This is a genomic window from Sphingomonas sp. BK235, from assembly GCF_004345855.1.
Taxonomy (GTDB): Bacteria; Pseudomonadota; Alphaproteobacteria; order Sphingomonadales; family Sphingomonadaceae; genus Sphingomonas.
Genome location: NZ_SLXN01000002.1, coordinates 197,215 through 220,699, shown reverse-complemented (window position 1 = coordinate 220,699; position 23,485 = coordinate 197,215). Strand labels below are relative to the sequence as shown.

21 protein-coding genes and 1 pseudogene are annotated in these 23,485 nt (G+C 71.1%); 9 read left to right on the top strand and 13 right to left on the bottom strand.

Going from position 1 to position 23,485, the window contains the following annotated elements:
* Positions 1-77: 77 nt before the first annotated feature.
* The gene (locus EV292_RS06590; RefSeq protein ID WP_132908416.1) at positions 78-3,260 is read left to right on the top strand and encodes a multidrug efflux RND transporter permease subunit; all 3,183 of its coding nucleotides are present in this window, start codon (positions 78-80) and stop codon (positions 3,258-3,260) included.
* Positions 3,261-3,286: 26 nt separating this feature from the next.
* Positions 3,287-4,684 (top strand): TolC family protein, encoded by a 1,398-nt coding sequence (locus EV292_RS06585; protein WP_132908415.1) that lies wholly within the window; start codon positions 3,287-3,289, stop codon positions 4,682-4,684.
* A 16-nt stretch (positions 4,685-4,700) separates the two neighbouring features.
* Here EV292_RS06585 and EV292_RS06580 read toward each other — a convergent pair whose 3' ends face one another.
* Entirely contained in the window at positions 4,701-5,231 is a 531-nt protein-coding gene (locus EV292_RS06580; RefSeq protein ID WP_132908414.1) for a DUF177 domain-containing protein, read from the bottom strand.
* Entirely contained in the window at positions 5,228-5,749 is a 522-nt protein-coding gene (locus EV292_RS06575; protein ID WP_132908413.1) for a ubiquinol-cytochrome C chaperone family protein, read from the bottom strand. The genes EV292_RS06580 and EV292_RS06575 overlap by 4 nt, the downstream gene beginning before the upstream one ends.
* A gap of 131 nt (positions 5,750-5,880) precedes the next feature.
* On the opposite strand from EV292_RS06575, the gene EV292_RS06570 reads away from it, so the two are divergent.
* From EV292_RS06570 to EV292_RS06545, 6 genes are all read left to right on the top strand, one after another.
* Entirely contained in the window at positions 5,881-6,354 is a 474-nt protein-coding gene (locus tag EV292_RS06570) for an outer membrane protein assembly factor BamE (RefSeq protein WP_132908412.1), read from the top strand.
* 210 nt (positions 6,355-6,564) lie between these two features.
* Positions 6,565-7,986 carry a glycosyl transferase family protein gene (locus EV292_RS06565; RefSeq protein WP_243693642.1) on the top strand — a complete coding sequence of 474 codons (1,422 nt, stop codon included), beginning with the start codon at positions 6,565-6,567 and terminating at the stop codon, positions 7,984-7,986.
* Positions 7,987-8,000: 14 nt separating this feature from the next.
* Positions 8,001-9,011, top strand: a complete 1,011-nt coding sequence (locus EV292_RS06560) for a hypothetical protein (protein WP_132908410.1) — start codon at positions 8,001-8,003, stop codon at positions 9,009-9,011.
* Positions 9,012-9,140: 129 nt separating this feature from the next.
* Positions 9,141-10,055 (top strand): sulfite exporter TauE/SafE family protein, encoded by a 915-nt coding sequence (locus EV292_RS06555; protein ID WP_132908409.1) that lies wholly within the window; start codon positions 9,141-9,143, stop codon positions 10,053-10,055.
* Complete coding sequence (locus EV292_RS06550; RefSeq protein WP_132908408.1) at positions 10,052-10,822, top strand: TIGR02186 family protein; 771 nt, start codon at positions 10,052-10,054, stop codon at positions 10,820-10,822. The genes EV292_RS06555 and EV292_RS06550 overlap by 4 nt, the downstream gene beginning before the upstream one ends.
* Before the next feature lie 71 nt (positions 10,823-10,893).
* Positions 10,894-12,570, top strand: a complete 1,677-nt coding sequence (locus EV292_RS06545; RefSeq protein WP_132908407.1) for a DUF87 domain-containing protein — start codon at positions 10,894-10,896, stop codon at positions 12,568-12,570.
* A gap of 32 nt (positions 12,571-12,602) precedes the next feature.
* On the opposite strand, the gene EV292_RS06540 is transcribed toward EV292_RS06545, so the two are convergent.
* From EV292_RS06540 to EV292_RS06510, 7 genes and pseudogenes are all read right to left on the bottom strand, one after another.
* A complete protein-coding gene (locus EV292_RS06540; protein ID WP_132908406.1) occupies positions 12,603-13,031 on the bottom strand; it encodes a DUF1810 domain-containing protein in 429 nt (142 codons plus the stop codon).
* 450 nt (positions 13,032-13,481) lie between these two features.
* A complete protein-coding gene (gene ribH, locus EV292_RS06535; protein WP_132908405.1) occupies positions 13,482-13,901 on the bottom strand; it encodes a 6,7-dimethyl-8-ribityllumazine synthase in 420 nt (139 codons plus the stop codon).
* Between the two features lie 32 nt (positions 13,902-13,933).
* Positions 13,934-15,067: a 3,4-dihydroxy-2-butanone-4-phosphate synthase gene (gene ribB / locus EV292_RS06530; protein ID WP_132908404.1), complete on the bottom strand. Its 1,134-nt coding sequence runs from the start codon at positions 15,065-15,067 to the stop codon at positions 13,934-13,936.
* Positions 15,057-15,680, bottom strand: coding sequence for a riboflavin synthase (locus EV292_RS06525; RefSeq protein ID WP_132908403.1), 624 nt, complete (start codon positions 15,678-15,680; stop codon positions 15,057-15,059). Before EV292_RS06525 ends, ribB begins: the two co-directional genes overlap by 11 nt.
* Before the next feature lie 15 nt (positions 15,681-15,695).
* A pseudogene (gene ribD / locus EV292_RS06520) lies at positions 15,696-16,676 on the bottom strand (bifunctional diaminohydroxyphosphoribosylaminopyrimidine deaminase/5-amino-6-(5-phosphoribosylamino)uracil reductase RibD); the annotation flags it as partial.
* A 198-nt stretch (positions 16,677-16,874) separates the two neighbouring features.
* Positions 16,875-17,222, bottom strand: a complete 348-nt coding sequence (locus EV292_RS06515) for a hypothetical protein (protein ID WP_132908402.1) — start codon at positions 17,220-17,222, stop codon at positions 16,875-16,877.
* Between the two features lie 17 nt (positions 17,223-17,239).
* The gene (locus EV292_RS06510; protein ID WP_132908401.1) at positions 17,240-18,604 is read right to left on the bottom strand and encodes a glutamate--tRNA ligase; all 1,365 of its coding nucleotides are present in this window, start codon (positions 18,602-18,604) and stop codon (positions 17,240-17,242) included.
* Between the two features lie 80 nt (positions 18,605-18,684).
* Between EV292_RS06510 and EV292_RS06505 the strand changes: the two genes are divergently transcribed.
* Positions 18,685-19,620, top strand: coding sequence for a ribose-phosphate pyrophosphokinase (locus EV292_RS06505; RefSeq protein ID WP_132908400.1), 936 nt, complete (start codon positions 18,685-18,687; stop codon positions 19,618-19,620).
* Positions 19,621-19,632: 12 nt separating this feature from the next.
* On the opposite strand, the gene EV292_RS06500 is transcribed toward EV292_RS06505, so the two are convergent.
* From EV292_RS06500 to fliD, 4 genes are all read right to left on the bottom strand, one after another.
* Entirely contained in the window at positions 19,633-20,670 is a 1,038-nt protein-coding gene (locus EV292_RS06500; protein WP_132908399.1) for a sensor domain-containing diguanylate cyclase, read from the bottom strand.
* A gap of 152 nt (positions 20,671-20,822) precedes the next feature.
* Positions 20,823-21,362, bottom strand: a complete 540-nt coding sequence (locus EV292_RS06495) for a peroxiredoxin (protein WP_132908398.1) — start codon at positions 21,360-21,362, stop codon at positions 20,823-20,825.
* Between the two features lie 163 nt (positions 21,363-21,525).
* A complete protein-coding gene (locus EV292_RS06490) occupies positions 21,526-21,924 on the bottom strand; it encodes a flagellar protein FliS (protein WP_132908397.1) in 399 nt (132 codons plus the stop codon).
* 17 nt (positions 21,925-21,941) lie between these two features.
* On the bottom strand, positions 21,942-23,474 hold the full coding sequence (fliD, locus tag EV292_RS06485) for a flagellar filament capping protein FliD (protein ID WP_132908396.1): 1,533 nt from the start codon (positions 23,472-23,474) through the stop codon (positions 21,942-21,944).
* Between the last annotated feature and the right edge of the window lie 11 nt (positions 23,475-23,485).

The window sequence follows — 23,485 nt, the reverse complement described above, 5'->3', positions numbered from 1 at the left end:
ACGGCGGCGTCGGCGCCGCCTCCGATCCGCCGCTCCCACAGCGGCCCCCCTCCATCCTCGCATCCGGGGAGCCTGTCATGCGCCTGTCGCGCTTCTTCATCACCCGCCCGATCTTCGCCGGCGTCATCGCGGTGATCATCACCATCGTCGGCGCGATCGCTTATTGGGGTCTCCCCGTCGCGCAATATCCCGACATCGTGCCGCCCACGGTGACCGTCACCGCAAACTATCCCGGCGCCTCGGCCGAGACGGTGGCGGAGACCGTCGCCGCGCCGATCGAGCAGGAGATCAACGGCGTCGACGACATGCTGTACCAGTCGAGCCAGTCGACCGGTGACGGCAATCTGACGATCACCGTCACCTTCAAGATCGGCACCGACCTCGACGCCGCGCAGGTGCTCGTGCAGAACCGCGTCGCCGTGGCGGTGCCGCGGCTGCCCGAGGAGGTGCAGCGGCTCGGCGTGGTGACGCGCAAGACCAGCCCCGACTTCCTCATGGTCGTCAACCTGATCTCGCCCGACAAGTCGCTCGATCGCGGTTACATCTCCAACTACGCGCTGACCCAGGTGCGCGACCGCCTCGCGCGCATCGACGGCGTCGGTGACGTCCGCCTGTTCGGCAGCCGCGACTATGCGATGCGCGTGTGGATCGATCCCGGCCGCGCCGCCGCGCTCGACCTCACCGCGGGCGACATCGTCGCGGCGCTGCGCGCGCAGAACGTCCAGGTCGCCGCGGGCTCGCTCGGCCAGCCACCCTATGGCAACGGCAACGCCTTCCAGCTCAACGTCGAGACGCAGGGCCGGCTGGTCGATCCCAACCAGTTCGCCGACGTGGTGATCCGCACCGACGACAATGGCCGCCAGGTGCGCGTGCGCGACGTCGCGCGGGTGGAGCTCGGCGCGCAGGACTATAATTCGAACACCTATCTCTCGGGCCAGCCGACCGTGATCGCGGCGGTGTTCCAGCGCCCCGGCTCGAACGCGCTCGCCGCCGCCGAGAAGGTGACCGCGGAGATGGAGGCGATGTCCAAGTCCTTCCCCAAGGGCCTGGAATATCGCGTCATCTACAACCCCACCGAGTTCATCGCCCAGTCGGTCGACGCGGTGATCCACACGTTGTTCGAGGCGATGGTGCTCGTCGTGCTCGTCATCCTGGTGTTCCTCCAGAAGTGGCGCGCCGCGATCATCCCGATCGTCGCCATCCCGGTCTCGCTGGTCGGTACCTTCGCGATGCTCGCCGCGGTCGGCTATTCGCTCAACACGCTGTCGCTGTTCGGGCTGGTGCTGGCGATCGGCATCGTCGTCGACGACGCGATCGTCGTGGTCGAGAATGTCGAGCGCAACCTCGAGCAGGGGCTCTCCCCGCTCGAGGCGGCCAAGGTGTCGATGGACGAGGTGTCGGGCGCGCTGGTCGCGATCGTGCTGGTGCTGTGCGCGGTGTTCGTGCCGACCTTGTTCCTCACCGGCCTGTCGGGCGCCTTCTACCAGCAGTTCGCGGTGACGATCGCCACCGCCACGGTGATCTCGCTGGTGGTGTCGCTGACGCTCTCGCCCGCGCTCGCCGCTTTGCTTCTGCGCCCGCACGAGTCGCACGATTCGGGCAATCGCGTCACCCGCGCGCTGCGCTCCGCCGGCGATTCGTTCAACCGAGCGTTCGAGCGGCTGAGCCTGCGCTATGCCAACCTCACCGCGAGGCTGGTGCGCGCGCCGAAGCGGATGATGGCGGTCTATGCCGGGCTCATCGCCGCGACCGTGGCGCTGTTCTGGGCGACGCCGACCGGCTTCATCCCTGCGCAGGACCAGGGCTATTTCCTCACCGTGGTGCAGCTGCCCGCGGGCGCCTCGGTCGAGCGCACCGACGCGGTGGTGCAGAAGGTGGCCAAGCGCATCCTGCCGCTCGCGGGGGTGAAGGGCGTCGTCATGCTCGCGGGCTTCGACGGCCCGTCGCAGACGCTCGCGCCCAACACCGCCGCGGCGTACGTGCCGCTCCAGTCCTTCGCCGAGCGCGAGAAGCTCGGCGTCACCTTCGCCGGCCTGATGCAGAAGACGCGCGAGGTCACCGCCGACATCGACGAGGCGCGCATCCTCGTCGTGCCTCCGCCCTTGATCCAGGGCATCGGCTCGGCGGGCGGCTATCGCCTGATGGTGCAGGACCGCCAGGGCGCGGGCTATCAGGCGCTCGGCGCGGAGGCGGGCAAGCTGATCGGCACCGCCAACCAGACCGAGGGGCTGGCGCAGGTCTATACCTTCTTCAACACCGCCACGCCGCGCATCTTCGCCGACGTCGACCGGGCGAAGTCGGACCTGCTCGGCGTGCCCCCGGCGCGCGTGTTCGAGGCGCTCCAAGTCTATCTCGGCAGCGCCTTCGTGAACGACTTCAACCTGATCGGCCGCACCTACCGCGTCACCGCCCAGGCCGACGCGCCGTTCCGCTCGACCCCGGCGGACATCGCCAACCTCAAGACCCGCTCGGCCTCGGGCGCGATGGTGCCGATCGGCTCGGTCGCGACCTTCCAGGACCGGACCGGCCCGTATCGCGTCACGCGCTACAACCTCTACCCCGCGGTCGAGGTGGATGGCGACACCGCGCCCGGTTACTCCTCGGGCCGCTCGCTGGTGACGATGGAGAAGCTCGCGCACGACACGCTGCCCTCGGGCTATGGCGCCGAGTGGACCGGGATCGCCTTCCAGCAGAAGGCGGCGGGCAACACCGCCGGGATCGTCTTCGCGCTGGCGGTGGTGTTCGTCTTCCTGGTGCTCGCGGCGCAATATGAGAGCCTGCTGCTGCCGCTCTCGATCGTGCTGATCGTGCCGATGTGCCTGCTCGCCGCGATGGCGGGGGTGAACCTGCGCGGCATGGACAATAACGTGCTGACGCAGATCGGGCTGGTCGTGCTGATCGCGCTCGCCGCCAAGAACGCGATCCTGGTGGTCGAGTTCGCCAAGCAGGCGGAGGAGCGCGACGGCCTCACCCCGGTCGAGGCCGCAGTGCAGGCGGCGCAGGTGCGGCTGCGGCCGATCCTGATGACCAGCTTCGCCTTCATCCTCGGCACCGTGCCGCTGCTGATCGCGACCGGCGCGGGCGCCGAGCTGCGCCAGGCGCTGGGCACCGCGGTGTTCTTCGGGATGATCGGGGTGACCGGCTTCGGGCTGATCTTCACGCCGACCTTCTACGTGGTGTGCCGCGCGCTCGGCGCGCGGCTCGCCCGCCGCCGGCCGGCGCGCCGCGACGACGACGCCGCGCTCCAGCCCGCCGAGTGACTCCTGCTACGGAAACGAGAGAGACGATGATCAAGCATTGGCTCGCCGCCACCGCCACGCTGGCGCTCGCCGCCTGCGCCGCCGGCCCCGACTATCGCGCCCCCGCCACCGCGGCGAGCGCGGCCGCTCCCTTCCTCGGCACCGGCGGGCCGACGCTCGCCGCCGCGCCCGACGATCACTGGTGGCGGCTGTACGACGATCCTGTGCTGAACGGGCTGGTCGAGGCGGCGCTCGCCGCCAACACCGACGTGCGAGTCGCCACCGCGCGGCTCGAGCGCGCGCGCGCGTCGCTCCGCGAGGTGCGCAACGATCGGACGCCGCAGGCGACGCTCGGCGCCAGCGGCACCTACAACCGCTTCTCGCTGGCACAACGCCCGCCGGGGGTGAGCGGCGAGACCTGGCTGATCGACGGCGGGTTCGACGTCTCCTACGAGGTCGACCTGTTCGGCCGTGTCTCGCGCGGGGTCGAGGCGGCGCGCGGTGACGTCGCCGCCGCGGCGGCCGACGCCGACGCGGTGCGGGTCGCGGTGGTGGCGGACACCACGCGGGCTTATGCCGACGCTGCCGCCGCGGCGGCGCGGATCGCGGTGGCGGAGCGGATCGTCGCCTTGCTCGACCGCCAGGTCGGCACCACCGAGCGCCGCACCGAGGCCGGGCTGACCACCCCGCTCGACACCGCGCGGATCGCCGCGCTGCGCGACCAGCGCCGCGCCGACATCCCCTCGCTCGTCGCCGAACGCCAAGCGGCTTTGTTCCGACTCGCGACGCTGACCGGGCGCACCCCGCAGGAGTTGCCGCCGGTGGCGGGCGAGCGCGCCACCGCGCTGCGGATCGAGCAGGCCATCCCGGTGGGCGACGGCGCGGCGCTGCTCGCGCGCCGCCCCGACGTGCGCGCCGCCGAGCGCCGCCTCGCCGCCGCCACCGCGCGGATCGGGGTCGCCACCGCCGACCTCTACCCGCGCATCACGCTCGGGGGGTCGGTCGGGCAGACCAGCACCGGCTTCGGCAACCTCTTCGGCGCGGGGCCGCTCAACTTCCTGCTCGGGCCGTTGCTCAATTGGGCGGTCAACCCGGGCAAGGCGCGCGCGCGAGTCGCTGGCGCCGAGGCGGACACGCGCGCCGCGCTCGCCACCTTCGATGGCACGGTGCTGACCGCTTTGGGCGAGACCGAGACCGCGCTGTCCAATTACGCGCGCTCGCTCGAGCGGCGCGCCGCGCTCCAGCAGGCGCTGGGCCAGGCCGACCGCGCCGCGCGGATCACGCGCGCGCAGCGCCGCGAGGGGCAGATCGACAGCCTGTCGCAGCTCGACGCCGAGCGCACCCTCGCCGACGCCCAGGCCGCGCTCGCGCTACAGGACCAACTGGTCGCGGACGCGCAGGTCGACCTGTTCCGTGCGCTCGGCGGGCGCTGGACGGCGGCTTAAGGAGACGCGAGCCGGCTCAGTCGTCGCTCGTCTTGCCCAATCTGGCGCGCAGGCCGGCGAGCGCGCCGAACGGGCCTGCCTCCTCCTCGCTCATCACGCCCGCCTCGCGCAGCACGGCCTCCGCGCGTGGGCTACGGGGAAAGGGGTCGAGCGCGAGCGCCATCGTCTCCGCAGCGGTCTCGCCGAGATCGACTCCGCCGCCCTCCAGCTCGACCGTATCGATCGAGTCGCTGCCGAGCTCGATCTCGTCCTCCCCGCCCGTGCCGGGCGCGACGAAGCGCAACGCGACCGGCTCGTCGATCGTCGCGGGCAGCGGGTCGCCGGTGACCGAACAGGCCTGGATCACCGCGGCGCGGACGGAGCCATGCACCAGCACGCCGGCGGCGTCGCGCCGCACCGCGAACTCGCCCTCCAGCCGGTCCACCGCGATCAGGTCGAAGCGCCGCGCCAGTGCGGCGCGCTCCTCGGCGTCGGCCGCGATCGTCACGCGCCGATCCTCTCCGCCGATCGTGTCGAGTCGCTCGACGCGTGAGAATTCGATGGTCACGCCAGCCGTCCCTTCATCATCTCGCCGAGGTTTAGACCGTCGAGCGCGGCTCGTACGGCGATCAATTGCTGCCGCACGTGCGTCAGCGCTGCCTGATCCGGTGCGCTGCCGCGATACAGGTTGCGTACCAGCGCGGCGTCGAGCGCGGCGGGATCGGTCGCCGCCAGGCCGTCGCGATAGGCGCCGAGCCGCCCGCCCAGCATCCCCATCATGCGGCCGACATGCTTGCCCACGACCATGTCGCCGAAGCCGATCTGGCGCACTTGCGCGTCCATGTCGTCCACGAACCGCTCGGTGAGGCGGATCGAAGCATCGGTCGCGTCGCGCATCTGCTCCAGCCGCAGCAGCACCATCGCGAGCACCGCCGCGACCATGTCGAACCGGCCGTCGAGCGTGTCGGGGACCGCGCCGTCGAGATACCAGTGCGGCGCACGCGCGCGCGCCACCACCGCGTCGTACAGCGGCAGTGCCTCGTCCCGTGATCCTCGCGGCCGCAGCCACCCGCTCAACCAACCCACCTGTCGCGCTTCCTCTCAGCCGTCCGGCGCGGCGCTTGTCTCGCCCCGCGCGTCGGCATATTGAGGCGCGAGGCCGCAATGTCCACGCGCGCGTGACGCACGGGGTCCGGCTGGGTTTCCGCGGAGTATCGATGCGCCCCCTTCTTCCCCTCCTTCTGGCTGCCGGCACGCTTGCCGCCGGGTGCACGCCGCTGCGGTCGCACCAGGGCTATATCGTCGACGCCGATCTGGTGAATTCGGTGCAACCGGGGGTGGACAACCGCCAGTCGGTGCTCGCCACGCTCGGCACGCCGAGTTTCGCGAGCCAGTTCAACCAGGGCGACTGGTATTATGTGTCGCGCGACAGCCGCAATCTGGCGTTCACGCCGCCCAAGGCGCGCGATCAGCTGACGATGCAGATCAGCTTCGACCAGGCCGGCAACGTGACCGCGGTGCGCAAATCGGGCGCCGAGCAGATCGCCGCGGTCAAACCGGACGGGAAGACGACGCCGACGCTCGGGCGCAAGCGCGGCTTCTTCCAGGATCTGTTCGGCAACATCGGGACGGTCGGCGCCGCGGGCGCGGGCGCGGGCGGCGGCGGGGGGCCGGGCGGAAGCGGCCCTTGATCGCGTCATAACGGGCCACCTTTCCGCTCTCGCCGCGAGTCGGCGCGGCTGACCCGTCTATCCAGAAGAGGTGGGGGAGCGAACGGCGAGCCACATAGCCGATAGGCTCGGTTCGGCCGCGTCGCCACGAACGCCGCGACGCGGCCAGTACCGGCTTGGGGTCGGCACCGGTCCCGAAAGGGGGAAAGGGACCGCCGCGGCAAACGCCCGGTGCGCGACTTTGTTCGGCGCGGCTACCGCTTCTTCGCCGCCGTTGCCGATCGGCCACACTATGTCGGTCAGGGCGGACGCGAGCGGGGTGACAGCATGACCCTCGCGCTCGCTCTGCTCGACGGAGTGCGGGGCGAGCTTCTGCTGTTCGCGGCAGTGACGATAGCGTTGCTCGGGCTGGACGATGCGCTGCTCGACTTGATCGCCGCCATGGTGCGGCGGCGCGATTGCGCGATCGACGGCGCCGCGCCGGTACCGCGGCTTCGCTTCGCGATCTTCGTGCCCGCCTGGCGCGAGGAGCGGGTGATCGGCGCGATGATCGCGGCGACGCTGGCGCGCTACGATCATCCTGCCTATCGCCTGTATGTCGGTTGCTACCCGAATGATCCTGCGACCGCGGCCGCGGTGGCCGCCCTGAGCGACGAGCGGGTGAGGCTCGTCATCGGGCGAAGCGACGGGCCGACCACCAAGGCGGACTGCCTCAACACCTTATGGCGCGCGCTGCGGGCCGACACGCGCTTTGCGGCCGACGCGGTCGTGCTCCACGACGCCGAGGACCTCGTCCATCCCGCCGAGCTGCGCGCGCTGGAACAGGCGATCGCAACCGCCGCGCTCGCGCAACTGCCCGTCGTCCCGCTGATCGACCCCCGGCGCTCGCTCGTGTCCGGCCATTATGCGGACGAGTTCGCCGAGGCGCATGCGCGCGACCTGGTGGTGCGGCAGGCGCTGGGTGCCGCGCTGCCGCTGGCGGGGGTAGGGTGTGCGATCCGGTGTGAGGCGCTCGCGCTGCTCGGCGGGGACGAGGACGCGCCCTTCGCCGCCGACAGCCTGACCGAGGATTACGAACTGGGTCTGCGCCTGGGCGCGCTGGGACGGACGGGTCGGTTCCTCCGCGTGCGCGACGCCGATGGTACGCTCGTCGCCACTCGCGCTTACTTCCCCGATACGTTGCGCGGCGCGGTGCGGCAGAAGGCGCGCTGGGTCGGCGGGATCGCACTGGCGGGCTGGGATCGTACCGGCTGGAGCCGCGGGATCGCCGAGCGCTGGATGCGCTGGCGCGACCGTCGTTCGCCACTGGCGGCGGTTGCGCTGGCGTCGGGTTATGCGAGCGCTGTGGTGGAGGGGATCAGCGTTCTCGGCCATCGTTGGTTCGGCACCTCGCCACCCGCGCCGGGAAACATCGTCATCTGGCTTCTGACGCTCAATGCGGTGCTGCTCGGGTGGCGCCTGCTCGTGCGCGCGGGGCTGACGGCCGCGTCTTATGGCGGCGCCGAGGGGCTGCGCGCCATCGTGCGGGTACCGGTCGCCAATCTCGTCGCGGTCCTGTCGACCTGGCGCGCGCTGCGTCTGCACGTCGGCGCCTTGTCGGGCACGCCGGTGCGCTGGGAGAAGACCGCGCATCGTTTCCCCGATTTGCCGTGATCCGGGGGCGGGCCTTGCGCTGCTGGGGCATCGGTCTGGCGCTCTGGGTGGGCGCGCGCGTGCTGTGGCTGTGGCCGCGCGAGCATGAGCGCGTGGAGCGCATCGCCGCGCTGGCGGGGCGACATCCCAGCGGACCGACTCGCGCGCACCCCCTGGCACCGCCACCGCGCGGGGTGGACGAGCGCCAGCCGATCGACAGGTCGGCGCCGCGCCCGTCGGCGGCGCTGATCGGGCGCGCGGTCAAGGACGTGCCGGTCCGCCACGACGCGGCGGCGGCTGTCGCGATGCTCCAGACCGCCAGCGAGGTGTCGCCGCCGGCGTCGGCGCGTGACGACGACCGCATCGTCGTCACGCCTGAACCCCTGATGCTCACCTCCCTCCCGCCGCTCGACCGTGATGCGGTTGACGCTCCCGCGGCCCCGCATTGGTCGCAGAGCGGTTGGATGTTCCTGCGCGCGACCGGGCCAGCGCGGATCGCGACACCGCAGCTCGGAGGGTCGCAGCTCGGCGTCCGGCTCGCCCGCGCGGTCAACGCGTCCGGTCGGCTGACGGCATCGGTGCGGCTCGTCTCCACCCTTGAGGCGTCGGAGCGCGAGGCGATCGGAGCGCTCGAATGGCGCCCGACCGCACTCCCCGTCCGCCTGCTCGCCGAGCGGCGTTTGGACCTCGCGGGATCGCAGGGCGGCTGGGGCGTCGGTGCGGCCGGCGGCCTGGACGAAGTCGCCATCGGCGGTGATTGCGTCGGCGAGGCCTATGCGCAGGCGGGCGCGATCGAGCGGCGCGGCGGCTATGTCGATGGCGCGATCGGCGCCGAGCGCAGGATAGGATTGCCGGGGCATGCGCGGCTGGGGCTCGGGCTCGGCGCCTGGGGCGCGGCGCAGCGAGGTGCGGCGCGGCTCGACCTGGGACCGACCGCGACGATACGGCTGGGAGCCGCGCGCGCGACGCTCGCTTGGCGCACGCGCGTCGCCGGAACGCCAAGGCCCGGATCGGGGTTGGCGCTGACGATCGGAGTCGCGCATTGACCGCTTGCGATCGGGCGATCGCGGGACGGCCCCGCGCGATCGTCGCTGTCGCCACGCTGACCCGGTGGCTAGGATCGGTGGCGTCGCGGTGGCGTCATCGCGTCGAACCGGCTAGCGGCTGGGAGCGAGATGGACATCTACCTGCCGATCGCGAATCTGTCGGTGAACGCGCTCGTGATGATCGCGCTCGGAACGGGCGTCGGGCTGCTCTCGGGCATGTTCGGCGTCGGCGGCGGCTTTCTCACCACGCCGCTGCTGATCGTCTACGGCATTCCGCCCACCGTCGCCGCCGCCTCGGCCGCGACCCAGGTCACCGGTGCGAGCGTGTCGGGGGTGTTCGCGCACTTCCGCCGCAACGGCGTCGACACGCGCATGGGAACGGTGTTGGTGATCGGTGGCGTGCTCGGCTCAGTGTTCGGCGCCTGGCTGTTCCGCCTGCTCCAGCGCTGGGGCCAGATCGATACCACGATCGCGATCACCTATGTGATGCTGCTCGGCTCGATCGGGCTGATGATGCTGCGGGAGGCGGTGATAGCGATCCTCGTCGCGCGCGGCCGCCGCGCCGCGCCACCACGGCGGCGGCGACATCATCCGCTGGTCGCCGCGCTGCCGTTCCGCATGCGCTTCTATGGCTCGGGGCTGTACATCTCGCCGTTGGCGCCGCTGCTGCTGGGGTTCTTCACCGGCATCCTCACGATCCTGCTCGGCGTCGGCGGCGGCTTCGTGCTGGTGCCCGCGATGATCTATCTGCTGGGGATGGCGACCGCGGTGGTGGTCGGCACCAGCCTGTTCCAGATCCTGTTCGTCACCGCGGCGGCGACCATGGTACACGCGACCACCACCCGCGCGGTCGATATCGTGCTCGCGGGTCTGCTTCTCGTCGGCTCGGTCGTCGGCGCGCAGGTCGGTGCGCGCTTCGCCGCGCGGGCGAAGCCCGAATATCTGCGGCTGGCACTGGCGCTGATGGTGCTGCTGGTGGCGGGACGGATCGCGCTGGGGCTGGGCTGGCGCCCCGACGAGATCTATTCGGTGGAATTGTCGTGAGGCACCGCCGCCTCGCCGCGGCGCTGCTGCTCGCCGCGCCGCTGCTCACCGCCCAGACCAAGCCCGTCCTCGTGCCCGACGTGTCGCAGCGCGATATCGAGATCGCCTATAGCTTCACCGGGGCCGAGCTGCTGCTGTTCGGCGCCATCCTCTATCCCGGCGGGCGGGTGCCGACCGGTGAACGACCCGCCGACATCGTCATCGTGGTGAAGGGCCCGACCCAGTCGATCACGATCCGCGAGAAGGAGAAGGTGGCCGGCATCTGGGTGAACGCCGGGCGGCTGCGCTATCGATCGGCACCGTCCTTCTACGCACTGGCCTCGTCGCGGCCGCTCGGCGAGTTGGTCGACGCGCGCACGCGTGCGATCTACGAGCTCGGGCTCGACAGCCTGCAGCTGTCACCTGCCTCGGCCGCGCCGACCGAGGTGCAGGATCGCTTCACCCGCGGCCTGGTCGAGCAACGTCGCCGCGCCGGGCTGTTCTACGAGGCGCCCGGCGCGGTCGAGATCACCGACGGGGTGCTCTACCGCGCGCGCGTCGCGATCCCGGCGCGCGTGCCGGTCGGGCGATTCACCGCCGAGACCTTCCTGATCCGGGACGGCCGCGTCCTCGCCGCCGCGGTGCGCGACATCGACATCCGCAAATCGGGTTTCGAGCGGTTCGTCGCCGCGGCGGCGCAGCGCCATGAGATCCTGTACGGGCTGGCGGCGGTGACGCTGTCGGTGCTGCTCGGCTGGGGGGCAGGGCGGCTGGCGCGGCGGAGCTGACCGCCTCCATCCAATCTTTACGAAGCGATCGTACCGCTGGTCCCGCTGAAACGCAGGGAAAAGCACCGCAGATGAACGACATCACGGGTCAGGGTGAGTTTCGCGCGGCGCTCGCGGCGGCCTTTCCGGACGCGTCGCCGGCGCGCGCGGCCGGGCCGGAGCCGATCGGCTATGTGCTCGAGATCGCGGGCGGCCAAGGCGAATTGGTGCTCGATGCCACCGCGCTCGCCGCACTGGCGGGGCACGCCGACCCGCTCGTCGCCACCGCGGGGCAGGTCGGAGGCCAGCTCAAGGTGCGCGCGGGCATGACCTGGCTGGTGGCGACGGTGCGCTCGGTGCGGCTGGCGCGCGGGCAGGCCGATCAGATCATCGTGGCGGTCGACTTCATCGGGGAGGGCGAGGTCGAGCGACTGACCGGCCACCTCCACCATTTCCGCCGCGGCGTCACGGCCTATCCGCTGCCGGGCACCGAGGTGTTCGCGATCACGGGCGCCGATCTCGAGCAGGTCCATGCCGCTTCCGGGCGCGCCTCGATCGCGATCGGCACGGTCCATCCGACGCGGGACGTGCGCGCCGCCCTCTATGTCGACGCGATGCTGGGCAAGCATTTCGCGCTGCTCGGCTCGACCGGCACCGGCAAATCGACCGCGACCGCGCTGATCCTCCACCGCATCTGCCGCCTCGCGCCACAGGCGCATGTCGTGATGATCGACCCGCATGGCGAATATGGCGCCGCCTTCGCCGACGAGGGCGCGCTGTTCGACGTGACCAATTTGCAGATGCCTTATTGGCTGATGAACTTCGAGGAGCATTGCGAGGTGCTGCTCACCAGCACCGGGGCGGAGCGCCAGGTCGACGCCGACATCCTCGCCAAATGCCTGCTCGCCGCGCGCGGCAAGAGCCGGCTCGGGCAGGAGATCGCGCGGCTGACGGTGGACGCGCCGATCCCCTATCTGCTCAGCGACCTCACCCAGATCCTGTCGCAGGAGATGGGCAAGATGGACCGCGCCGGCGACACCGCGCCCTATCTGCGACTCAAGAACAAGCTGGACGAGCTCAAGGCCGACCCGCGTTACGGCTTCATGTTCTCCGGGCTGCTGGTGGCGGACACGATGGCGGCCTTCGTCCAGCGCATCTTCCGCCTGTGCGGCGACGGCAAGCCGATCTCGATCATCGACGTCTCGGGCGTGCCGAGCGAGATCACCGCGGTAGTGGTGGCGGTGCTCAGCCGCATGGTGTTCGACTTCGCGATCTGGTCGCGTCACGAGCCGCAGCGTCCGATCCTGCTCGTCTGCGAGGAGGCGCACCGCTACGTCCCCGCCGGACGCGAGGATCGCACCGCGGTAGGGCGGATACTCGGGCGGATCGCCAAGGAAGGGCGCAAATACGGCGTGTCGCTCGGTCTCGTCACCCAGCGCCCGTCCGATCTCGCCGAGGGCGTGCTCTCGCAATGCGGCACGATCATCTCGATGCGGCTCAACAACGAGCGCGACCAGGCCTTCGTCCGCGCGGCGATGCCCGAGGGCGCGCGCGGCTTCCTCGATGCCTTGCCCGCGTTGCGCAACCGCGAGGCGATCGTCTGCGGCGAGGGCGTGGCGATCCCGATCCGGGTCGCCTTCGACACGCTGGAAGACGGCAAGCGCCCCGCGTCGGACGATCCGATGTTCTCCGCGCTGTGGCGCGAGAGCGGCGGGGAGGAGCAGATCGTCGCGCGGACGATCCAGCGCTGGCGCGGCCAGGGACGGTGACCGCCGCCTGCGCCGCTTGGCGCGGGATCGCGCTACGGCGCGATCAGGCGCAGCGTCGCTGGATCGGGTGAGTCGAAGAAGGCGTCCAGCGTCTCGCGCACGGGGTGCGGCGCACCCGCGCGGTCGAACAGGGTCAGCGAGGAGCGCAGCTTGATCGCGTCGATGCCGCCCATGATCGCGGTGGCGTCGCGGCCGCGGTGCGACAGCAGCGCCGCGCAGCACGCCAGATAGCGCGGGCCGAGCAGCGGATGCGCGAGATAGGCACGCGCCTCTGCCATGTCGCGGATCGCATAGCGCCGTGCCATGTCGCTGTGGCCGAGCCCGGCGATCTGCGGGAAGACGTACCACATCCAGTGGCTCCGCTTGGCGCCGGCATGAAGCTCGGCGAGCGCGGTGGCATAAGCGGTCGCCTGGGCGGTGACGAATCGGTCGAGGGAAAGGTCGTTCGTGGCGGGATCCATGCCGCGGGCAACGCCTGCCGCGCGGCGCGGTGCCGTGATCAGGCGATCACGGCACTCGCGACGTCGACGTAGATCAGCAGCGCGGTGGTGGCGAAACTCGCGGCGGTGAGCAGCAGCGAGTGGCTCAGCGAGGGCAGGCGGGCCATTGTCGTGTCTCCGCTCAAGCGATCGGCAGGACGGGGACGGCGGCACCGACCATCATCGCGGCGACGGTGAAGGCCGCCACGACAGTGAGGAGCGGGCGGGCGAGATCGGTGAAGCGAGCGGTCATCTGAGGTCTCCTGGCAGTCGGCGGCGGGACCGTCCCGCCGATGCCAGGGTCTCTGCAGCTCGCGTGCCAAATGAGGATTTCGGCGGAAATCCGAGCATCTTGCGCCAGCATCCGCGAAGGTTGGCGCGTCTTACCAGCGCCGCCGCGCGTCATCCGCCAACTGTTGGCGCGGCCGCGGTTCAGCCAAGCCGGTCGCGCAGGTCGAGCAGCGCCAGCGCCGCCTTGGCCGCGGCGCCGCCCTTGTCGAGCTGCGCGGGATCGGCGCGAACGATCGCCTGCGCCTCGTCCTCGGTGGTCAGCACGCCGTTGCCGATCGCCACGCCGTCCATCGTCAGCGCCATGATGCCGCGCGCGCTCTCATTGGCGACGATCTCGAAATGATAGGTCTCGCCGCGGATCACCACGCCGAGCGCGACGAAGGCGTCCCAACGACCGCGCTCGGAGGCCAGCGCGATCGCGCCGGGCACTTCGAGCGCGCCGGGTACGGTGAGAACCTCGCAGCTGTGCCCCGCCGCCTCGATCGCGCCGCGCGCGCCCGCCACCAGCAGGTCGTTGAGATGGTCGTAGAAGCGTGCCTCGACGATCAGGATATGCGCCACGCCGGGCCTCCGTCCGCAGTGAGAAGAAAAAGTCAGTCGATCTCGCGCTCGCCGACGATCGACAGGCCATAGCCGTCGAGCCCGACCAGCGTGTGATGCGTGTTGGTGAGCAACACCATGTCGTGGACGCCGAGCTCGGCCAGGATCATCGCGCCGACGCCATAGTCGCGCAGTTCCTCCATATCGACCGTCACCGCCTCGCCCGCCTTCATCCGCACCGCGGTGGTGAAGGCGTCGGCGCGCTGGCGGTTGATCACCACGATCACCCCCGCGCCGGCCGTGCCGATGAGCTCCATCGAGCGCGACAGCAGGTGGCTGCGCTGGCTATCCTCGCCGAACATGTCGGCGAAGGGGGACAAAGCGTGCATCCGCACCAGCGTCGGCTTGGTCGGGTCAACGCGGCCCTTGACCAGCGCGATCTGCTCGGTGCCGGTCGCCTTGTTGCGATAGGCGCGCACCGTCCAGTCGCCGCCCCAGCGGCTGGTGAAGGGCGCCTCGCTGACCAGCTCGACGAGATGGTCGTGGCGGCGGCGATAGGCGATCAGGTCGCGGATCGTGCCGATCTTGAGATGGTGGAACTGCGCGAAGGTGACGAGATCGTCGAGCCGCGCCATCGTGCCGTCCTCGTTCATGATCTCGCAGATCACGCCCGAGGGGTTGAGCCCGGCGAGCCGCGCGACGTCGACCGCCGCCTCGGTATGGCCGGCGCGCACCAGCACGCCGCCGTCGCGCGCCACCAGCGGGAAGACGTGGCCGGGCGTGACGATGTCGTCGCGCGCCTTGGTCGAGTCGATCGCCACCGCGATCGTGCGCGCGCGGTCGGCGGCGGAGATGCCGGTGGTGACCCCCTCCTTCGCCTCGATCGAGACGGTGAAGGCGGTCTCGTGGCGGGTGCCGTTGTTGCGGCTCATCAGGTCGAGCCCGAGCTGCTCGACGCGCGACTTGGTGAGCGCGAGGCAGATCAGCCCGCGGCCGTATTTGGCCATGAAGTTGATCTTCTCGGGCGTCGCCATCTGCGCGGGGATGACGAGATCGCCCTCGTTCTCGCGGTCCTCGTCGTCGACCAGGATGAACATCCGGCCGTTGCGCGCCTCGTCGATCAGTTCCTCGGGTGAGGAGAGATAGCCGTGGCGCAGCCGCGCCAGCGCCGCGGGCTCAGCGACCACGATAATGCTCCATCCGCTGGAGATAACGCGCGAGCACGTCGATCTCGATGTTGACCGCCTCGCCCTCGGCGAGCGCGCCGAGCGTGGTGACCGCCTGGGTGTGCGGGATCAGGTTGACGGTGAAGCGCGTGCCGCCGGCCAAATCCTCCACCGCGTTGACGGTGAGCGAGACGCCGTCGACCGTGACCGAACCTTTGGGGGCGAGGAACGGCGCCAGCTCGCCCGGCACGCGGAAGGCGATGCGGCGCGAGTCGCCGTCGGCGGTGATCGCCTCCACCGTCGCCACGCCGTCGACATGACCGGTGACGATATGCCCGCCGAGCTCGTCGCCCAGCTTCATCGCGCGCTCGAGGTTGAGGCTGCGCCCCTCGGCCCATTGCGCCGGAGCGGTGCGGCTGCGCGTCTCGTGCGACACGTCGACCGCGAACCAGCCGCCCGCGCCGCTCTCGTGCGGCGCCTTGTCGACGACGGTGAGGCACACGCCCGAGCAGGCGATCGACGCGCCCAGCTCGATCGTGGCGACGTCATAGGCGGTGTCGATCACCGCGCGGGTGTCGCCGCGCTGCGCGATCTGGCGGATGGTGCCGATGTCGGAGACGATGCCGGTGAACATGATGACCTCTCAGCCGCGCTCGTAGACTTCGAGCCGATCGCTGCCAAGCTGGCGCGAGTCGGCGAGCCGCCAGCGCGCGTGCGCGTCGCGGAGAGTGGCGAGGCCGATGTCGGGCAACGTGCGGCCGCCGCCGATCAGGATCGGCGCGCGGTAGAGCAGCAGGCGGTCGACCAGGTCGGCGCGCAGGAAGGCGGCGGCGGTGCGCGCGCCGCCCTCGATGAGCAGGTGATCGGCGGGGAGCGAGGCGATCTGCGGGGGGGTATCGATCCAGCGCGGGTTACGCTCGTCCGCGGGGAATGCCTCCGTTGACAGCACCACCCGCAGGGGTACCCTCGCCTCCAGCCCCGCGAGCCGGACGTCGAGCCGCGGCCGGTCCGCTTCCCAGGTGCCGCGCCCGACCAGGATCGCCTCGTGGCGGGCGCGCTCGAGATGCGCGTGCGCGCGCGCTTCCGGCCCGGTGATCCACTGGCTGCGCCCGTCCGCCATCGCCGCCGCGCCGTCGAGCGACAGCGCCAGCTTGAGCGTCACATGGGGCCGCCCCAGCGCGCGCCGCGTGAGGAAGCCCGCCATCGCGCGCCGCGCCGCCTCCGCGCCTATGCCCACCGCGACTGCGATTCCCGCTCCGCGAAGCCGCGCGAGGCCGCTGCCGTCGGTGCGCGGGTCGGGATCGCCGAGCGCCACCACCGCGCGCGCGACCCCCGCCGCGACGAGCAGGTCGGCGCAGGCGGGGCCGCGCGGGCTGGCGTGGGCGCAGGGCTCGAGCGTGACATAAGCGGTGGCACCGCGGGCGCGCTCCCCTGCCTGATCGAGCGCCATCGCCTCGGCGTGGGGCCGGCCGTCCGGCTGGGTCCAGCCGCGGCCGACCGCCGCGCCGTCGCGGACGAGGACGCAGCCGACGTTCGGATTGGGGTAGGTGCGCGCGCGCGTCCGCTCGGACAAAGCGAGCGCGGCGTTCATCCAGCGGCGGTCGGCGGCGGGGGAGTCAGTGGGGAGCATGCGCGGTCAGTGAGTCATCGTGCGCTGTCGTGCGCCCCGTGCCACAGGCTCCCCACCCAATCGGACTCGTTCCCCGGCGAAGGCCGGGGTCCAGTTGGGGAGCGGCAGTAGGTTCCACGATGTTCCCCCACCTGGACCCCGGCCTTCGCCGGGGAACGAGCATCCGCCGACAACAGCAAACACCACACCCCGCTCAGCTCAGATCCCCATCGCGTTGAGCTTGTCGTCGAGTCGCTTGAAGCCCTGGCGCAGCTTCTCCTCGCGCGCGCGCTGCTCGCGCTGGGCGATCTCGCGCTTGGCCTGGTCGATCTTCTGCTGCGCGATGATCTGCGCGTCGGTGCGATCGAGCGTCCATTGCTCGAAATAGACGATGTTGGGCTTATACTCCTTCTCGAAGTAGGAATCGTGGAAGAACGCCCAGACGAAGAAGCCCGTGATCGCCACCGACAGCGCCAGGAACCCCCATTCGTAGCGCTCGCGCGTCTGGAAGAAGAAGCGGAGGTCGCGCGCGGCGCGCAGCGGCGACAGTCGGGCGAAGAACTGCATCGCGTGGATATAGGGCCTCAGCCGCCGCGGTTCGAGTCCGCCGCGGCGTCGAGCCGTGCCAGCGCGCGGTCGCGCCCGATGAGCGGCAGCAGCGCGGCCATGTCGGGGCCGTGGTCGCGCCCGGTCAGCGCGCGGCGCAGCGGCAGGAACAGCGGCTTGCCCTTGCGCCCGCTCTCCGCCTTGAGCCGCCCGGTGAGCGCGTGCCACGGGTCGCCCGTCCAGTCGATCGCGCGCGCCGCGGCCGCGGCCTGAGCGAGATAGGCGCCATCCTCGGCGGCGGCGGGTGGGTCGATCGGCCCCTCGATCACGCCCCACCAGTCCGCCGCCTCGGCGACACTGGCGAGGTTGGGCCGCACCGCGTCCCACGCCGCGGCGTCCATCCCTGCGGGCAGCCGATCGGCCACCGCCTCGAACGGCAACTGGTGGACGATCCGCGCGCTCACCTGCGCCAGCTCGGCCTCGTCGAAGCGCGCCGGCGCGCGGCCGAACTGCGCGAAGTCGAGCGATTCGATCAGCGGCGTCGGGTCGACGAGCGGCTCGACCGGCTGGCTGGTGCCGATCCGCGCCAGCAGCGACAGCACCGCCGCCGGCTCGATCCCGCTCTCGCGGAAATGGTCGACCCCGAGCGATCCGAGCCGCTTGGACAATTTGCCCTCGCTCCCGGTCAGCAGCGCGGCGTGCGCGAAGGCGGGTGCGGGCGCCCCCATCGCCGCGAACATCTGCAGCTGCAGCGCGGTGTTCGAGACATGGTCCTCGCCGCGCACGACGTGGGTGATGCCCAGGTCGGCGTCGTCGATCGCCGAGGGCAGCATGTAGAGCCACGAGCCGTCGGCGCGGCGCACCACCGGGTCGCTCATCGTCGCCGGATCGAAGCGCTGCGGCCCGCGCACCAGATCGTCCCACTCGATCGCCGAGTCGTGGTCCAGCTTGAAGCGCCAGTGCGGGCGCACGCCGTCCGCCTCCAGCGTCGCCCGGTCGGCGTCGGAGAGGCGCAGCGCGGCGCGATCGTACACCGGCGGCAGTCCGCGGCCGAGCAGCACCTTGCGCTTCAGGTCCAGCTCCTGCGCGCTCTCATAGGCCGGGTAGATCCGCCCCGCTTCGACCAAAGCGTCGAAGCGCGCCTGATAGAGCGCGAACCGCTCCGACTGGCGCACCTCCTGGTCGGGCACCAGCCCGAGCCAGGCGAGGTCGGCGCGGATGGAGTCGACGTAGCGCTCCTCGCTGCGCTCGGCGTCGGTGTCGTCGATGCGCAGCACGAAGCGCCCGCCGTCACGTCGCGCCAGCATCCAGCTGTGCAGCGCGGTGCGGATGTTGCCGACGTGGAGCCGGCCGGTCGGCGACGGCGCGAAGCGGGTGACGACGGGGAAGGAAAGGCTGGTCATGGCCCGCCCGCGCTTACGCGCCGCCCCTTCCCCTCGCCAGCCCCCCAGCCTAGAGCAACGAGCGCGAAAGGGTGTTCTCGATGAAATTGATGACCGGCAATTCCAACCTGCCGCTGGCGCGCGCGATCTCGGACTATCTCGAGGTGCCGCTGACCGAGGCGCTGGTACGCCGCTTCGCCGACGAGGAGATCTTCGTCGAGATCATGGAGAATGTGCGCGGCGAGGACGTCTTCGTCGTCCAGTCGACCAGCTACCCGGTCAACGACAATCTCATGGAGCTGCTGATCTCGATCGACGCGCTCAAGCGGGCGTCGGCGAAGCGGATCACCGCGGTCCTCCCCTATTTCGGCTATGCGCGACAGGATCGCAAGCCGGGTCCGCGCACGCCCATCTCGGCCAAGCTGGTGGCCAATCTGGTCACCACCGCGGGCGCCGACCGCGTGCTGTCGGTCGACCTGCACGCCGGGCAGATCCAGGGCTTCTTCGACATCCCGACCGACAATCTCTTCGCCGCGCCGGTGATGTCGCAGGACATTCGCGCGCGCTTCGGCGAGAAGAACCTGATGGTGGTGTCCCCCGACGTCGGCGGCGTGGTGCGCGCGCGCGCGCTGTCGAAGCGGCTCGACAATGCTCCGCTCGCGATCGTCGACAAACGCCGCGAGCGCGCCGGCGAGTCCGAGGTGATGAACATCATCGGCGACGTCGAGGGGCGGTTCTGCATCCTGATCGACGACATCGTCGACTCGGCGGGCACGCTCTGCAACGCCGCCGCCGCGCTGAAGGAAGCGGGCGCGGAGGACGTCGTCGCCTATGTCACGCACGGCGTGCTCTCGGGCGGCGCGGTGGCACGGGTCGAGGGCTCGGCGCTCCACGAGCTGGTGATCACCGATTCGATCGGTAACCACGAGGCGATCGGCGCGGCCGCCAAGATCCGCCACCTCACCATCGCGCCGCTGCTCGCCGAGGCGATGCGCCGGATCGCGGACGAATCGAGCGTCAGCAGCCTGTTCGACTGACGTCGCGCGCGGTCACGCCGCCGCAACGGTGCGCGCGCGGCCCTGCTCCTTGGCGCCGTACAACGCCGCGTCGGCGCGCGCCACCAGCGCGGCGCGCCCCTCGCGCGCGAGACCCACGGTGATCCCGGCGGAGAAAGAAACGGTGCCGATCGGTTCGCCGGTCTCGCGCACGCGCAGTCGCCGCGCCCCGATGTGACCGCGTACCCGGTCGATCCGCGCCACCGCCTCGTCGATCGAGACGTCCTCGAACAGCATCGCGAACTCCTCGCCGCCATAGCGGGCCACGAGGCAGCCGCCCTCCTCGGCCAGTGTACGCGCGACCGTGCGGATCACGCGATCGCCGACCGGATGGCCGAAACTGTCGTTGATCCGCTTGAAATGGTCGATGTCGCACATCGCCACCGCGACGCGCGCGCCGGGTGCCAGCGCGGCGAAGGCCTCGTCGAAGGCGCGGCGGTTGGGTAATTCGGTCAGCGGATCGGTACGCGCCGATCCGCGCGCCTCGTCGAGCGCGGCGCGCAATTCCTCGGTCTCGCGCCGCGTGCTCTCCAGCTTGGCCTCGGCGTGCTGGACGCGCTCGATCATCGCCGCGGTGAGCCGGCTGATCTCCTCGACCCCCGCATCGGCGCCGACATCGCGCATCTGCGCCGCCGAGCGCGCGAGGTCGCGGCCGAAATCATTGGCCTCGGCGTGCGCTATTCGGACGGTATCGCCGAAGCCGTCGAGCTGATGGAGCATCCGCTCGATCATCGCCTCGTGCGTGGCGGCGTCGGCGGCCATCTCACCGTCGGCGGGCAGCGCTGGCCGCGCGCCGCCGATCGCGGCGCCGCCGAGTTGCTCGATATCGCGTGCGGTCAGTCGCACGCCACCGTCGGTCAGCTCCGCGACGCGCCGCGCGATCAGGCCATCGGGGCAGGCGATCACCTCATAGGCGAACGCGTAATGCGCCGGATCGGGACTGAGCCGATGCGCGGACAGGAACGCGCCGACGCGCGTGAACAAGCGGTCGCCTGCCGTCGCCTGCCGCACGTCGACTGCCTTGCTCGCCACCCGTCTGCCCCCTCTCGGCCGCTCGGCCGCCGCCGCCCGCGCCGCCCCCGCGACGCGGGCGCGCGGCGACGCGACCCGTCATGGAGGGAACGCTACCGTCCGACTCGCTAAGATATGGTGACTCGGGATTGACCGCGCCCGGTGAGACGCGATCAGCCCTGCTTGAGCTTCTGCACCGCGGCGAGCGTCAGCGCGACATGCTCGGCCGGGTTCATGTCGTCGTGGACGAACACGACCTTGCCGTCGCGGCCGATGACATAGCTGGTGCGGCTGGTGACGCTCTTCCCCTTCACCGCACGGCCGAGCGCGACATCATAGCCGGCCACAACCTTCGGCCCGGCGCTCGCCACCGCGAACTTGCCCGCGCATTCGCTCGACGAGAAGCGCTGGAGATCCGCGACATTGTCCGCCGACATGCCGATCACGGTTGCGCCCGCGGCGCGGAAGGCGTCCACCTTCTCGGCGAAGGCGCGCGCCTCGGCGTTGCAGCCCGAGGTGAAGGCGGCGGGGAAGAAATAGAGCACCACCGGACCGCGGCGGAGCTGCTCGCGCAGGCTGATCGGCACCACCTTGCCCGCGATCGCGCCGCGCGTGGTGAAATCGGGCGCGGCGGCGCCGGGGGCGAGCGTCGCCGCGGCGGGCGTGGCCAGCGCCAGCATGGCGGAGAAAGCGGCGAGGACGGCGATGCGCATGACGAGCGGCTCCAACGGGTTGGTCCGCAAGCTTGTAGCGCGCCGCGAGACACTCGCCCAGAGGCGCGCGTGCCGGCGTCACGATCCGTCGACCGGTCCCGCTACGCTTCGGTGTCCGCGGGCAAAGGCTCGGCCGCGACGCTCGGGCCGCTCGGCGACGCCGTCAGGCGGCGCGCGCCATCCGCCAGGCCGCGGCGATCTCCTCCAGCTCGCCCGCGACGGCGCGGAACGGCTCGCCGTCGGTGCCGATGCTGGCGTCCACCACCTGGCGGCGGCAGCCGGCGTAGAAGCGCGCCAGCGTGCGCGAGACGTCGCCGCCGCGCTCGAAGTCGAGGTTCGCCTCCAGCGCGAACAGGATCGCGGTGGCGCGCGTCACGCGCTCGCTGCGCGTGGCGAACTGGCGGTTGTCCGCCGCCCAGGCGGCGACGCGCAGCGCCTGGGTGAGCTCCTCGTACAATAGCTGGACGAGCGCGGGCCCGTCGGCCGCGGCGGTGCGGCCGGCGAGGTCGATCTCGCGATAGGTGCGCGCCGGATCGCGCAGCAGGGCGGAAGCATAGGCCATGTTCGTCTATCTCTCGCTCAACCCGTCGACTTCGTCCAATTGTCGATCTGCTGCTGCATGAACGACTGCGTGGCTTTGTAGGCGGAGACGCGCGCGTTCATGCTGGAGAACTGCTGCGTCAGCCGCGTCGTCATCTTTGTCGCCTGGTCGTCGACGTTGCTCTTCTGCTTGCCCAGGTCCGACTGCGCCTGGAGGAAGCGCTTGGACGAGGCGCCCAGGCCGTAGATCGTGCTGCCGGTGTTGAGATCGAGCGACTTCATCGCGGCGTACAGCCCGGTCGCGCCGCTGCTGCTCTTGGTGAACATCGCCTCGACCGCCTCGGGCGCATTCTTCATCGCGCTGGTCAGCGCGTTGTCGTCGACCTCCAGCTCGCCGGTGCGCGTGGTGCGCACGCCGATCGCGGCGAGCGTCGCGGGCGTACCCGTCGCGGCGCCGGGCAGCAGCACGCGGCTGGTCAGCCCCTGCAACGTGCGCAGCAGCGTCTTGGCGGCGGGGTCGGCGCGGAGCTGGCCGTTGATCGCGTCGGTCTGCTCCTTCACCACGCTGAGCACCTGGTTGTAGGTGTCGACGAAGTCCTTCACCGCGCTCGACAGCGCGCTGTCGGGGCGGGTCGAGGTGAGGTTGGTGGTGCCGGTGCCGGTGAGGCTGAGCTTCACGCCCGCGATCAGGTCGCTGACCTCGTTGCTGCCGCGCTCGACCGCGACGCCGTCCACCACCAGCTTGGCGTTGCCCGCCTGGCTCGAGACGGTCGTCTTGTTGCCGGTGCCGAAGCCGGTGTCGAACTGCGCCAGCGCGCTGCCTGAGTCGCTCGCCGCCAACGTGAAGGCCTGCGCCGCGCCGGTGGTGCCCTTGAGCGAGAGATAGGCGCCGCCGTCGGCGTCGTTGATCACCGTGGCGGTGACCCCCGCTTTCTTGGCGTTGATCGCGGCGGCGATACCCGACAGCGAGTTGTTGCTCGAGTCGATCGAGATCGCGAACGACTTGGCCGCGCCGTCGCTGTTGGTGCCCGCGGCGAAGCCGGTCATCGCGCCGCCGCTGGTGGTGGCGGTGCCGAGCGTCAGCGTCAGCGTGCCGGTGCCGAAGGTGGCGGTCGATGGCGAGGCGATCTTGGCGCTGGTGGCGATCTGCGCGGTGGCGAGCGCGTTGACGGTGACGCTGCTGTTGAGCCCCGAGGCCGAGGTGCCCGCGATCGGGCTGGCGGTGGCGACGCCGCTCATCGAGCTGTTGGGCTGGGTCGCCAGCGTGCCGCCCTCGACGAGGTTCTCCAGCGCCTTGGTGAAGTCCGAGATGGTGCTCTTGAGCGTCGCCACGCCCGAGATCTGCGCGGTGAGCGTGTCGCTCTTCGAGGTGAGCTGCGCGCGCTTCTGCGCGAACTGCGCGTCGACCAGCTGGGTGACGAGCGCGCCGGTATCGACCCCCGAGCCCGAGCCGAGCGAGGTGAGGACCGAGTTGGCCGCCGACTGGTTGACCGACGAGGTCGACGACGTCTTGGTCGTCGACGTCGTGGCGGTCGTCGCCGTGCTGCTGCTGGTGCTGCTGATCGTCGCCATGATGCCTCTCT